Source organism: Bradyrhizobium rifense, assembly GCF_008123425.1.
Taxonomy (GTDB): domain Bacteria; phylum Pseudomonadota; class Alphaproteobacteria; order Rhizobiales; family Xanthobacteraceae; genus Bradyrhizobium; species Bradyrhizobium rifense.
Window position 1 is genome coordinate 39,100 of record NZ_VSSS01000015.1, and the last position, 12,652, is coordinate 51,751.

General features: G+C 64.3%; 15 protein-coding genes. 10 read left to right on the forward strand and 5 right to left on the reverse strand.

What is annotated here, in order from left to right:
- Positions 1 to 82 precede the first annotated feature (82 nt).
- Positions 83 to 724, forward strand: a complete 642-nt coding sequence (locus tag FXB40_RS08635) for a tetratricopeptide repeat protein (RefSeq protein WP_148771787.1) — start codon at positions 83 to 85, stop codon at positions 722 to 724.
- Positions 725 to 885: 161 nt separating this feature from the next.
- Here the strand turns inward: FXB40_RS08635 and FXB40_RS08640 are convergent, their stop codons facing one another.
- Positions 886 to 1,239 (reverse strand): hypothetical protein, encoded by a 354-nt coding sequence (locus FXB40_RS08640; RefSeq protein WP_148771788.1) that lies wholly within the window; start codon positions 1,237 to 1,239, stop codon positions 886 to 888.
- 177 nt (positions 1,240 to 1,416) lie between these two features.
- The gene (locus tag FXB40_RS08645) at positions 1,417 to 2,229 is read right to left on the reverse strand and encodes a M90 metallopeptidase family protein (RefSeq protein ID WP_148771789.1); all 813 of its coding nucleotides are present in this window, start codon (positions 2,227 to 2,229) and stop codon (positions 1,417 to 1,419) included.
- A gap of 229 nt (positions 2,230 to 2,458) precedes the next feature.
- Here FXB40_RS08645 and FXB40_RS08650 point away from each other — a divergent pair, with 229 nt between their 5' ends.
- Complete coding sequence (locus tag FXB40_RS08650) at positions 2,459 to 2,752, forward strand: antibiotic biosynthesis monooxygenase (RefSeq protein ID WP_148771790.1); 294 nt, start codon at positions 2,459 to 2,461, stop codon at positions 2,750 to 2,752.
- 56 nt (positions 2,753 to 2,808) lie between these two features.
- Here FXB40_RS08650 and FXB40_RS08655 read toward each other — a convergent pair whose 3' ends face one another.
- Positions 2,809 to 4,254, reverse strand: a complete 1,446-nt coding sequence (locus FXB40_RS08655; protein WP_148771791.1) for a helix-turn-helix domain-containing protein — start codon at positions 4,252 to 4,254, stop codon at positions 2,809 to 2,811.
- Between the two features lie 209 nt (positions 4,255 to 4,463).
- On the opposite strand from FXB40_RS08655, the gene FXB40_RS08660 reads away from it, so the two are divergent.
- From FXB40_RS08660 to FXB40_RS08670, 3 genes are all read left to right on the forward strand, one after another.
- Positions 4,464 to 6,098 (forward strand): isocitrate lyase, encoded by a 1,635-nt coding sequence (locus tag FXB40_RS08660; protein ID WP_148771792.1) that lies wholly within the window; start codon positions 4,464 to 4,466, stop codon positions 6,096 to 6,098.
- 22 nt (positions 6,099 to 6,120) lie between these two features.
- Positions 6,121 to 6,327: a DUF4170 domain-containing protein gene (locus FXB40_RS08665; protein WP_045005285.1), complete on the forward strand. Its 207-nt coding sequence runs from the start codon at positions 6,121 to 6,123 to the stop codon at positions 6,325 to 6,327.
- Between the two features lie 190 nt (positions 6,328 to 6,517).
- Positions 6,518 to 7,072, forward strand: a complete 555-nt coding sequence (locus tag FXB40_RS08670) for a hypothetical protein (RefSeq protein WP_148771793.1) — start codon at positions 6,518 to 6,520, stop codon at positions 7,070 to 7,072.
- 39 nt (positions 7,073 to 7,111) lie between these two features.
- On the opposite strand, the gene FXB40_RS08675 is transcribed toward FXB40_RS08670, so the two are convergent.
- Positions 7,112 to 8,005 (reverse strand): metallophosphoesterase family protein, encoded by an 894-nt coding sequence (locus FXB40_RS08675; RefSeq protein WP_148771794.1) that lies wholly within the window; start codon positions 8,003 to 8,005, stop codon positions 7,112 to 7,114.
- A 92-nt stretch (positions 8,006 to 8,097) separates the two neighbouring features.
- Here FXB40_RS08675 and FXB40_RS08680 point away from each other — a divergent pair, with 92 nt between their 5' ends.
- Genes FXB40_RS08680 through FXB40_RS08700 form a run of 5 tightly spaced genes read left to right on the forward strand, consistent with a single transcriptional unit; the run spans position 8,098 to position 11,814 of the window.
- Positions 8,098 to 8,589: an NUDIX domain-containing protein gene (locus FXB40_RS08680; protein ID WP_148771795.1), complete on the forward strand. Its 492-nt coding sequence runs from the start codon at positions 8,098 to 8,100 to the stop codon at positions 8,587 to 8,589.
- Between the two features lie 47 nt (positions 8,590 to 8,636).
- A complete protein-coding gene (locus FXB40_RS08685) occupies positions 8,637 to 9,788 on the forward strand; it encodes a hypothetical protein (RefSeq protein WP_148771796.1) in 1,152 nt (383 codons plus the stop codon).
- Positions 9,785 to 10,720 (forward strand): glycosyltransferase family 2 protein, encoded by a 936-nt coding sequence (locus FXB40_RS08690; protein WP_148771797.1) that lies wholly within the window; start codon positions 9,785 to 9,787, stop codon positions 10,718 to 10,720. The genes FXB40_RS08685 and FXB40_RS08690 overlap by 4 nt, the downstream gene beginning before the upstream one ends.
- A 54-nt stretch (positions 10,721 to 10,774) precedes the next feature.
- Positions 10,775 to 11,290, forward strand: a complete 516-nt coding sequence (locus FXB40_RS08695; RefSeq protein WP_148771798.1) for a GNAT family N-acetyltransferase — start codon at positions 10,775 to 10,777, stop codon at positions 11,288 to 11,290.
- 56 nt (positions 11,291 to 11,346) lie between these two features.
- Positions 11,347 to 11,814 carry a hypothetical protein gene (locus FXB40_RS08700; protein WP_148771799.1) on the forward strand — a complete coding sequence of 156 codons (468 nt, stop codon included), beginning with the start codon at positions 11,347 to 11,349 and terminating at the stop codon, positions 11,812 to 11,814.
- A gap of 54 nt (positions 11,815 to 11,868) precedes the next feature.
- Here FXB40_RS08700 and FXB40_RS08705 read toward each other — a convergent pair whose 3' ends face one another.
- Entirely contained in the window at positions 11,869 to 12,453 is a 585-nt protein-coding gene (locus FXB40_RS08705) for a hypothetical protein (protein ID WP_148771800.1), read from the reverse strand.
- Positions 12,454 to 12,652: the final 199 nt, after the last annotated feature.

The following is a 12,652-nucleotide window of genomic DNA, read 5'->3' on the forward strand; positions in this document are numbered from 1 at the left end:
CCCTACCGGTGTTAACACCCTGATCGAGAGTGTTCCTTCGAAAGGGGATGCGTGGCCGGCCCGTCGCCGGTCGCCGTCGAAGATGACCAGAGTTGCTGTGCCATTGTTGATCGTCCTGGGCGTGGCCATCGGCCTGTCCACGCATACGGTCGTGAATTGCGGTGATGAGGACGAGCCCGACATCTGCTCGGCCGTGATCGGCTTCTCGCCGTTTCGCGGCTCCCTGATCGCCTTCGCCTATGAGGGGCGCGGTCGGATCGCGCTACGCCACGGCGACAACAACCGGGCGATCGCCGATTTCAACGAGGCCATCCACCTCAATCCGAACCGCGCCTCGCTCTATCGCGATCGCGCGCAGGCCTACCGTCAGAACGGCGAGCTGAGCCTTGCGATTGCCGATTTTGACGAGGCGATCGCGCTCGATCCCAAGCTGGCCGCGCCCTATCACGAGCGCGGCCTCGCGCTCGCCGCCAAGGGCGATCTCGACCGCGCGATCTTGAGCTACAGCACCGCTGTCCGCCTCGCTCCAACGGACGCGCAGGCCCGCCTCGACCGCGGCCTTGCGTTCCTCGCCCGCGGCCAGTCCGACGATGCCCGCGCCGATTTCGAAGCTGCCATTGCGTTGCCGCCCGGCAAGGACGGCCGCACACGCGACGCCGCGCGCGCAAAACTCGCCGAGCTTGCCCACGCCGAGCCGACACAGGTCTCCACACCGCGGCGGTGAGAGGTGTTCTCCCTCGCCCCGTTCTCACGGGGAGAGGGTCGGGGTGAGGGGCTCTATCCGCGCGTGATATCGTCGAGGGACCTGTACCCCCTCACCCGGATTGCATCTGCGATGCAATCCGACCTCTCCCCGCAAGCGGGGCGAGGTGGAAAAAGCCGCGCCTACTTCGCCTTCTTCGCTTTGGCCTTCTTGGCCTTTGCAGCCTTTTTCGCCGGTTTCTCCTTCACCGGCTTCTCCGCCTTCACCTCGACAGGCGTGCTGGCGGCTAGCCGCATGGCGCGGGCGTAGCTGTCGGCGACGTTGTCGGCGGACATCTGGAGGCGCCTTGCGGCGGAGGTGGCCTGCTCCATGGTGGCCTTCGCCATCATCTTGAAGCGGGCGCCGGTCTCCTTGCCCTTGGCCTTGGCCGCAAGGCCGCTGAAGCGATCCCGCCGCTCCTTGGCGCGGGTCATCAGGCCCGTCTGCAGCTGTCTGGCCAGTTGCCGGATCACGACATCCAGGTCGGCGTCCGCCATGTCTTCTATCCTCTTCGAAACAGTCCCAATCGATGCGGCGGGACTATGCAGATCGGGCCCCACCTTGGCAATTCCCGCCCGGGCGTCATCCGCAGCTTCCGGTTACCAAAACAGAAAAGCCGCGCATGTCGCGCGGCTTCTGGCATTGGCTTGGCGCGAGGTGCGCCTGCGTCGGCCTTATTTCAGCGAGGCGACCGGTCCGGCCGAAGCGGCTGCCGGATCGGGGTCGAAGCCGAACACGCCGACCAGATATTTGTAATAGTCCGGCATCTTCTCCTTGAGCGCTTCGCGGGTCTTGGGATCGTGGAATTCGCTCTTGCCGGCCAGGAAGATGCTGGCGGTCACCGCGAAGAACTCCATGTGGTTCTTCAGCGCATAGGCTTCCTTGGGCAGGAAATCCTTGGACTTGGCATAGGCGTAATAGCCGATCACGCCCTTGTTGGCGTAGCCGTCGGGCAAGAGCCGCGCGTGATAGGCGTGCAGCATCTCGTGGAGCAGCACGGCCTCTTTCTCGTAACGCATCATGTCCGGCCGAACCATGATCACACCGAGCCCGGAATCGACCGCGAGGTCGACGGCGTTCGGATTGGTCCAGCGCTGCTTGTCGTGGTCCCACACCGTCAGCGTCCGCGGGGTGGTGCGCTGGATGTCCGGCGTGACCCGGCCGTAGCACGCGGTCGCAGCACCTTCGTCGAGGCAGGCCAGCTCGCTCGCGATGATTGGAACGGTCCGGAAGAAGCGCAGCACGCGCGGGGAGAACCCGGCGCCTTCGACGACGTCGATCTGCTGCTTCAGATTCTCGGTGAGCTTGTCGACGTCCTTGCGATCGGCATTCTCCGACACATCGAACATGTAGCCGCGGTAGCTCTGGAAGCCGGGCGGCACCGCCTTCGCGGCATCGGCGGACGCGACGTCGAGCGAGCCGGCGTTGGACGGATTGGCGAAGAGCGCGCCGACAATGGTCGCGGTCAGCAGCAACGCAATGCGCATGATGAACCCCCTGATGTCACTTCACGCGGCAGGATAGGCTGCCGTTGTTTGCGAAAAGTGAGTGGGGCGAGACTAAGGCACCGATGTTGAGGCGTGCTTAACCGTTGGTTGCAGATCGCGCAGGCGGATTAGGGCAGGGTTAACCAAGCAGGGTATCCCGGCTCCGCGCTTCGGCGTAGGATCGAAGCTGGGCACCATGCCCCACAGCAATAGCCGAAGGGAGGATGCCATGTATGCCGCCATCCGTCAGGCCAAGGCGAAAAGCGGAAGCGCCGAAGAGCTGGCGCGCCGCATCAAGGACGGCGCCGTTCCGATCATCAGCGACGTCGACGGCTTCAGGGCCTATTACGTGGTCTATGCCGGCGACGACACGGTGACCGCGATCTCCATCTTCGACAAGTTCGAGCAGGCCGAGGAAGCGAACAAGCGCGCGATTGCCTGGATCGAAAAGAATCTGGGGTCATTGCTGGCGGGGCATGCGAGCGCCGCGGCGGGACCGGTGATCGTGCATACGCTGGCGTAAGTCCGTCGTCATTGCGCTTCGCTCGCAATGACGAGACTGAGGCAAATGCGCGCGCCTCACAACTCCCGCGCGTTCGAGAACGCGAACGAGCTCACCCGCCTTGTCGTCTCGTCCAGGATCAGCGTGCGCGTGATCGGCGGCTCGGCGCGCTGGGCGCAGTTTTCGCGCTCGCAGAGCCGGCAGTTGACGCCGATCGGCGTGCCTTCCGTCTTCTCCAGATCCATGCCGCCGGCATAGACGAGGCGCGCGGCGTGGCGAATCTCGCAGCCGAGGCCGATAGCGAAGCGCGGCTGCGGCTGCGGGTGTGGCGCGACGGGCCGGCGCACCATCTGCGCGATTGAGAAATAGCGCGTGCCGTCGGACAGCTCGATCACCTGCTTCAACAGGCGATCCGGCGTGTCGAAGGTCGAGTGCACGTTCCACAGCGGACAGGTGCCGCCGAATTTCGAGAACGGGAACGTACCCGACGAAAAGCGCTTCGAGACGTTGCCGGCATTGTCGACGCGCAGCAGGAAGAACGGAATGCCACGCGCGTTCGGTCGTTGCAGCGTGGTGAGGCGATGGCAGACCTGCTCGAAGCCGGAATTGAAGCGCTGCGCCAGCACGTGGATGTCGTAGTTGAGCGCTTCGGCGGCAGCCAGGAACGCCGGATAAGGCATCATCACGGCGGCGGCAAAATAGTTGGCGAGCGTGATGCGGAACAGCCGCCGCGGCGCGTCGTCGAGCGGGCCGGCGCGGCCGATGATGGTCTCCAGGGCTTGCCCGCATTCGCCCAAGCCCAGCTGGAAGGCGAGCTGGAAGGCGCGGCCGGCAGGGTCGACCAGCTCGGAGATCAGGAGCTGGCGGCGGTGACGGTCGAAACGCCGCAGCGTCTCGCGCATCACGTCGACCGGCATGATCCGGGTCTGGATCGAATGCTTTTCGCGCAGGCGCGCGGCGAGCGCGGCATAGAGCCCTTCGGCCGGGACGTTCAGTTCGTCGCGAAGAGTCTCCGCGGCCAGCTCGAGCTCCGGAAAATAATTGCGGTTGGCCTCGATCAGCTCGCGCACGCGCTCGACCGGATTGGCCTCGTAGCGCGTGCCGACGTCGCGGTCGGCCATTTGCGCTGCCGCCAGCGTCTCGCCCTGGCGTGCCTCGGTATAGGCCGCGTAGAGCCGTTGCAGCGCATGAGTGACGCCGGGACAGAGTTCGGCGAGGTCGCGCAGCTCCTGCTTGGGCACGTCGATCTGGCGGAACAGCGGATCGGAGAAGATCTCGTTGAGCTCGGCAAAGAAGCGGTCCTCGTCGGCGGTGGCGAGATCGCGCAGATCGAGGTCATAGGTTTCGGCCAGCCGCAGCAGGATCTGCGCGGTCACCGGGCGCTGGTTCCGCTCGATCAGATTGATGTAGCTCGGCGAGATACCGAGCCCCTCGGCGATCTGGGTCTGGGACAGCCCCAATTGCTGCCGGATCCGCCGGAAGCGCGGACCGACGAACAGCTTTTTCCCGGACTCGGCGGGCATCTCTCGCATCTCCACAGTCCACTAAGGGCAGTCTTGTTGACCTATATTTTTACAAACTTTACAAAATTACATCTGTTACATGTTCTTATGTTACATGACATCACCATTCAAATACAAGGCCTCTATACGAACTTCTCTTTCTCGCGTTTAGCTCATGTCACGCATTTCGCAATGCACTGTCATAGATGTCGAGAAGAGAGAGCACGCACATGAACTACCAGCCCCGTGGCATCAGCACCCTTCAGGGCCCGGCCTCGTATCAGAGCGAGGTTGAGGCGGCCCAGGCGCTCCTCAAGAACCAGCCGACCTGGAACGGGGTGTCGGCCGAGGCCGTGGCGCGCATGCGCCTGCAGAACCGCTTCAGGACCGGCCTCGACGTCGCCCGCTACACCGCGGCGCTGATGCGGGCCGACATGGCGGCCTATGACAACGATCCGACCAAGTACACCCAGTCGCTGGGCTGCTGGCACGGCTTCATCGCCCAGCAGAAGCTGATCTCGGTCAAGAAGCACTTCGGCGGCAAGACCGATCGCACCTATCTGTACCTCTCGGGCTGGATGATCGCGGCGCTGCGCTCCGAGTTCGGACCGCTGCCCGACCAGTCGATGCACGAGAAGACCTCGGTGCCGGCGCTGATCGAGGAGCTCTACACCTTCCTCCGTCAGGCGGATTCCCGCGAGCTCAACGACATCTTCCGCAACCTCGACGAGGCGCGCAAGGAAGGCGACAACACCCGGGAGAAGGAGTTGATCGCGAAGATCGACAACTTCCAGACCCACGTCGTGCCCGTCATCGCCGACATCGACGCCGGCTTCGGCAACGCCGAGGCGACCTATCTGCTCGCCAAGAAGATGATCGAGGCGGGTGCCTGCGCGCTCCAGATCGAGAACCAGGTCTCCGACGAGAAGCAGTGCGGTCACCAGGACGGCAAGGTCACCGTGCCGCATGAGGTGTTCATCGCGAAGATCCGCGCCTGCCGCCATGCCTTCCTCGAGCTCGGCGTCGAAGACGGCGTCATCGTCACCCGCACCGATTCGCTCGGCGCTGGTCTCACGCAGCAGATCGCCGTCAGCCACAAGCCGGGCGACCTCGGCGACAAGTACAACAGCTTCCTCGATTGCGAGGAAATCACCGCGGAGAACGCCCGCAACGGCGACGTCATCATCAACCGCAATGGCAAGATGCTGCGTCCGAAGCGGCTGCCCTCGAACCTCTACCAGTTCCGTCCCGGCACAGGCGAGGACCGCTGCGTGCTCGATAGCATCACCTCGCTGCAGAACGGTGCGGACCTGCTCTGGATCGAGACCGAGAAGCCGCATATCGAGCAGATCGCCAAGATGGTCGACCGCATCCGCGAGGTCGTCCCGAACGCCAAGCTCGCCTACAACAACTCGCCCTCGTTCAACTGGACGCTCAACTTCCGTTGGCAGGTGTACGATGCGATGAAGGAAGCCGGCAAGGATGTCAGCAAGTACAACCGCGCCGAGCTGATGAAGCCGGAATACGACGAGACGCCGCTGGCGATCGAGGCCGATGAGCGCATCCGTACCTTCCAGGCGGATTCGGCCAAGCGTGCCGGCATCTTCCACCACCTGATCACGTTGCCGACCTATCACACGGCCGCGCTGTCCACCGACAATCTCGCCCGCGAGTATTTCGGCGAGCAGGGCATGCTCGGCTACGTGAAGAACGTCCAGCGCCAGGAGATCCGTCAGGGCATCGCCTGCGCCAAGCACCAGAACATGGCCGGCTCCGATATCGGCGACGACCACAAAGAATACTTCGCAGGTGAAGCTGCCCTGAAGGCGGGCGGCGCGCACAACACGATGAACCAGTTCGGTTAAACCGGGTAACAGGAGACTGACAATGACCAGCAGCAATTTCTGGGTGATCGGCGGCGAGTTCGGTTCGATGAACTTCCACAAGCTCGTCGAAGGCTCGGCCCAGGTGCAGGGTCCGTTCAAGACCCGCAAGGAAGCCGAAGATGCCTGGCGCTCGGTTTCGGAAGAGAACCGCCACAAGGCCGGCGTCCGTTTCTCGATCGTGGAAGAGCCGTCGCGGGTTTCGGCCTGACGGCTGCCCAACAAATCCAAGAAGACGTCCAAGGACGGATGGTCCCATCCGGCGCAAGCCGGGTGGGATCGTCTGTTTTTGGCACACATCAATGGTCTGTGGGTGTCGTAAGTATCTGGAATGATGGACCCTTTGCGGGCGCTGTGGTTGCTGATAGGTTAACGGCGGAAAGTCGAGGACGAGGCCGACCATGTCAGAGCCCGAGACCAGCGGGACCCATCCCAGCCAGCCGCGCCCGGTGCGGCTGCGCGACGCGCTGCTGCGCGCGCGGATCGAGGCCGCCGACCGGACCGGCGTCGTCGTCGATCTCAGGGATGCCGAGGTGGCGCGGCTCGAGATCCTCAACGACGCGCTCGACCCGCTGTTCGCCCAGGTGCCCGAGCAGATCGATCTGTTCGACCGCGGCATCAGCCAGGGCGATACGCCGCGGCTCTGGATCGACGTCGTCGCCCACATCATGATGGGGCGCGACAAAAGGATGTATCGCTTCGTCCAGGACACCCGCTTCGGCCGCATCGTGCTCGCAGAATCGCACGACACCGCGGTGATCGTCGAAGCCGTGACCGACTACGTCGCCCGCCGCATGATCGAGCGCGAGCATGCCATGGTGGTGCTGCCCGAGCCGAAGCCGGAGGTCGCGGAGCCGCCCCGCCGCTCGCGCGTTTGGCCATTCGTGTTCGGCTTCATCCTCGGTGCCGCCGCGCTGTTCGGCGTCGCCGTACTCGCGGCGTTGCGGAGCTGGTAATTGCTCTCCGTCGTCCGTGCGCGCGCTGACGCGCGCCTCTCAGAGCAGCCGCGTGCGTTTGATCTCCCGCATCTGCATGCCCTGATCGATGCTTCGCACGATCTGCTCGCAGCGCCAGCCGGCATTGTCCTTCTCGATTGCAAACAGATTGTAGGCCGCCGCCGGATAGCGCCCGTGCGCGAGCGCCGAGGCCGACGGCACGCCAATCGCGGGAATGTTGCCGTTGGGGCCGTCGAACCACATCGTCGAGTGGATGTGATCGTGCCCGTGCAGGACCAGCTCGACACCCCGCCGCTTGAGCAGCGCCAGCAGGCTTGCGGAATCCGTCAGCCGCTTCTGGCGCGCATCGGACTTCAGCGGATGATGCACCAGCAGCACGCGGAAGACGTCCTCGGCGGCGAGTTGCGCGAGCACCTGCTCGAGCGCTGCGAGCTGATCGCGCCCGAGCGTGCCCGTCGCCATCAGAGGCGGCGTCGGCACCGCGCTGGAGAGGCTGATCAGCGCGAGCGGCCCGCGCCGGCGCACGCCGGGAAAGCCGATGCTGCCGTCGTCGTTGGCAAGATAGGGCGCAAAGGTCTCGCCGAAGCGATGGCGCGTGGCGCGGACATAAGCGTCGTGATTGCCGGGAATCGTGGTGACGCGGTCGGGCGAGCCGACCCCGTCGAGCCAGGCGCGCGCCGGCGCGAACTCCGCCTCCATCGCCAGGTTGACGAGATCGCCGGTCACCGCGATGTGGTCGGGCGCCTGCGCCTGCATATCGGCGACCAGCGCGTCGAGCACGTCACGGCGCTGGTATTTGTGACGATTGCGCGTCCAGTTGACGTAGCCGAGCGCGCGCTTGCCGGCGAGCTCGATCAGCCGCGGCTTCGGCAGCGGCGGCAGATGCGGGTCGGACAGATGGGCGAGCGTGAAAGGTGCCGAGAAAGATTTCATGACGCGCGAGTGCCTCGCTATTCCGTTGCTGTAATGGCAAGGTCGCGCTCATCACGCAAGGGAAGCCTGGAAGGGCGCATCACGAGAGACTAATGGGCAAGCGCCTCGACCAGATCCGACGGAGATTCGAGCCGCTGCTGCGGCGTGTCTTCCACGCCTATTTCCTGCTGGTCCGCGGCATGACGCTCGGCGTCCGTGCTGTGGTGCTCGATGCCGACAACAAGGTGTTTCTGGTCAAGCACAGCTACGTCTCGGGCTGGTATCTGCCGGGCGGCGGCGTCGACTACGGCGAGACCATGGAACAGGCGATGCGCCGCGAGCTCAAGGAGGAGGGCGATATCGACCTCACCGGGGAGGCCGTGCTGCACGGCATCTTTCTCAACAGCCACATCTCCCGCCGCGACCATGTCGCGGTCTATGTGGTCAGGCATTTCCGGCAGGACCGGCTGCCGGCGCCCAACCGCGAGATCATCGAATGCGGCTTCTTCGACACCGCCGCGCTGCCGGAGGAGGCGACCCCCGGCACGCGGCTGCGGATCGCGGAAGTGCTTCACGGCAGGCCCCTGATTGCGACGTGGCGCTGAGGGCGGGCTATGCTAGTACCGGTCCGAATGGGCGCCACGGAAACCTGATGAAAGCCGCAAAACTTGCCTTCGGCCTGATCTGCCTCGCGATCCTCATCAGCAACATTGCGACAATGTCGCGCTGGAGCGAGACGCGCGGGGTCTATGACGACATCTGCTATCTGCGGCAGGCGCATCTGTTCCAGCGCTTCGGCGCCGGTGGGCTCGACACCAACGCTAGCAGGGACGACGACCGTTATTTCGAAGGCAAGCTGAAGGAAATCGCCTTCGTCAATTGGAAGGATCCGATCCGCTGGCCCTGCCACAATCCGATGCCGGGCGGCAAGGTCGTGTTGCAATATCCGCCGGGCACCGGCTTTCTGCTGGCGCTGTTTCCGCAGGGACATCAGGTCGTGCCGCTCTACATTGCCGCGAGCCTGATCGTGTGCGGCCTCGCGCTCTCAGGCATTGCCATGGCGCGGACGCTGCCGTCGATCCTGGGCGCCGGCGTGTTCGGCGCGCTTGCCGTCTACCTCATGATCAATCCGGCGAAAGCGAGCTACTCGGTCGCGCCGACCATGGCGCTGTGCGCGGTCGCGGGTTTCCTGACGGCACTGTGGCTGGTCAGGGACAAGCGTAGCGTCCTGCTGATCGCGCTGATCGGTCTCTTGCTCGGCGCATCCGTCAACTTCAGACTGCCGAATGGCCTGCTCGCGGTCGGCTATTTCCTGTTCCTCGGCATTTCCTTCCTGTGGACGCGCTCGGTTGCAACATTCGTGCAGGGCCTCGCCTTCGGCGCCGGCGTGCTCGTCGGCATGGCTCCGACGCTGGCCGCCCAGGCCATCAACGCCGGCAGTGCGCTGGCGACGACCTATGGCAGCGCCGACGTGGTTGCGCCGGGTTTGGACTTCGCCGTGCTTGGCCAGTACCTGCGCGACATGCAGATCGTGCTGATCGTGCTCGCGATCGGCGCGACGCTCTCGCTGTTGTGGTCGCGCGACGGGCATGTGCGGCAGGCGGCCTTCCTCGTTGCCGGTAATCTCGTCGTCAACCTCGGCTTCTTCCTGAGCCATCCGATCTTCACGCCGTACTACGTCGTGCCGATCGCGATGCTGTCGTTGTGGACGCTGTCGTTTGCCCGGTTGCTTCAGCCGGCTGAGGTGCGCGAGGCTGCATCGGTCCGGCGCGAGCCGGCCAGTCTGGGAGCGCTGCCGCAATGACATCCGTCCAACCCCGCATCGCCGTGCTGGTGCCCTGCTACAATGAGGAGGCGGCGGTCGCGACCGTCGTCGCCGACTTCCGCAAGGCGCTGCCCGCGGCGGAGATCTATGTCTACGACAACAATTCGCGCGACCGCACCGCTACCGTCGCGCACGAGGCCGGCGCGATCGTGCGCAGCGAACGGCGGCAGGGCAAGGGCCACGTGGTGCGTCGCATGTTCGCCGATGTCGAGGCCGACATCTACGTGCTGGTCGACGGCGACGCCACCTACGATGCGCCGAGCGCTCCGCGCATGATCGACAAGCTGCTCGACGAACATCTCGACATGGTGGTGGGCTTTCGCATCGACCAGTCGCAGGCCGCCTACCGTCTCGGTCATCGCACCGGCAACCGCATGCTGACCGGCTTCCTGTCCTCGACCTTTGGACAGGAGTTCAAGGATATCCTGTCCGGCTACCGCGTATTCTCGCGGCGCTTCGTCAAATCGTTCCCCGTGCTGTCTGATGGCTTCGAGATCGAGACCGAGCTCGCGGTCTACGCGCTGGAGCTGTCGCTGCCGGTCGCCGAGGTCGAGACGCCCTATTACGCGCGCCCGGAAGGCTCGTTCTCGAAGCTGAACACCTGGCGCGATGGCTTTCGTATTCTCGGCACTATCCTGAAGCTCTACCGGTCGGAGCGGCCGCTGCGCTTCTTCACGGTGATCGGAATCCTGCTGGCGCTGGCCGCGATCATCCTGGCGATTCCGATCGTCGTCACATTCATCGAAACCGGCCTCGTGCCGCGCCTGCCGACCGCAGTGCTGTCGATGGGATTGACGATCGTAGCGCTGCTGTCGGTCTCGTCGGGCCTCGTGCTCGACACCGTGACGCGGGGACGGCGGGAGATGAAGATGCTGGCCTATCTGTCCCAGCCGGCGCCGAAAAGAAACTGACGTAGTGCGCTCCCATGGACGGCAGGACGTCCAGATGCTACTCCGCGAAGCAACATGAACGATCTCTCAATCACCATCCGTCCCGAAGCTCCAGGCGACGCCCAGGCGATCGAACGGCTGCACGAGCGCACCTTCGGCCCCGGCCGTTTCGTGCTCAGCGCCTACCGCATCCGCGAGCATGTCGACCATCTGCTCGACGTCTCCTTCACCGCCCGCATCGGCACACTGCTGGTCGGCTCCGTCAGGCAATTGCCGGTCATGATCGGCGAGATACCGGCGCTGCTGCTCGGGCCGCTCACCGTCGAGCCACCGTTCCGCAGCCGCGGCATCGGCCGCATGCTGATGGAGCGGGCGCTGCAGGACGCCAGGGACAAAGGCCATCGCCTCGTGCTGCTGGTCGGCGACGAGCCCTATTACAGCCGCGTCGGTTTCAAGCTCGTCCCCAAGGGACGCGTGACCATGCCGGGCCCCGTCGATGCCGCCCGCGTCCTGGTGTTCGAGCTCGTCGACGGCGCCTTCGAGGGCGTCTCGGGCACGGTCGCTCCCGACTGGAGCAGGGCGCACGGGTAGCGTAGGATCGGTTCTGGTCGGTGCCGCCAGCGCACTAGGCACCAGTCGAGGCTCACATGTTCCGGGTGACAGCCGACAGATTGCAGGCCTATCTCGATTTTGATCCGGAGCGAAAGCGCGATCTGACCGAGTTGCACAAGCTGGTCGTCTCGGCCGCGCCAGCCCTCAAGCGCTATTTCCACCGCGGAACGCCCGCGGGAGAGGCGGGAATGCGCATGAAGATGATCGGCTATGGCAAGTTTCGCTACGCCGTCAAATCAGGGAAAAGCACGGAGTGGCCGGTGATCGGTGTTGCGCTCCAGAAAAACTACATCAGCGTGTACGTCGCGGTGACCAGGCAAGGCGCGCCGGTCGTATCCCGTTATGCCGGAAAACTCGGCGAATTGCGCATGGGCGGCAACAATTTCAGTTTCGAGCGGTTCGACGACCTCAAGCACGATGCGGTATCGACCCTCTTCGCGGAGGTTGCCGGCATCTTCAGCTCGGATCCTGAAAACCCCGTTCGCTATATGCAGGGCTCGTGACTGGCCGGTGCTGCCCCCAGGCGCGATGGCAATGCAATCCAAGCTCACCGTGCACTAGCGCGATACGGTGGGCGGCATCGTCACGGGCGGAAACGCATTGGGATCTGGCCGGGTCCACGGCAGAGACGATTGCGGCGCAGGCGGCGACGGCTGGGGCTTCTTCCTGCATTGGCTTCGAAAGTCGCGGATCGCGTCGAGGCCGACCTTGAGGTTGTCACCGTCTCTGATGGTCTTGCCGACAATGAAGCGCAGTGTTCCGGTCGCCTCGAATTCAGCCAGCCACTCGGCGTCGGCGGAAACGATGAAAGTGTATAACCAGCCGGGATCGTCCGTCATTTTCAACGCGTCGATTACCGATCCGCCGCGTTCGCCGTCACCGAGCAGTGCGACATCAGGATAGCGTCCGCTTTTCAGGATTTCCGCAAATTTGGCGCGCTGCTCATCCTTCATTCTTACTGCGACTTCGATGTTTCCTGATCCATTGGCACACGATAGTTCGAAGCGACCCACGGCGTCTGTCGCTTCGGAGTCCGCCTGATTCAGAAAGGATCGCCCGTCAGTCGTCTGGGTTCGCCAGCGATAGACGCCCTCTTGCGCCATCGCCTGCTGGCAGAGACCAGCGAAAGCGAGCGCGTGCACCAAAGCGGCCCATAGGCACGGCCGGACCTTGCTCCATATTTTGGTGCGCAATTCACTGCTCCTCACGAATGGGGGACTTTCCGCCTACTATATTGAAGCGAAGAACAGATGTCGCCCTGTGGCGCATCGCAGACGTCGGGCTGCCGCGTCGGCGGCTCCGGCGAATAGGTCGGCCGCTGGCACTTGTGCGTGCCCGCGT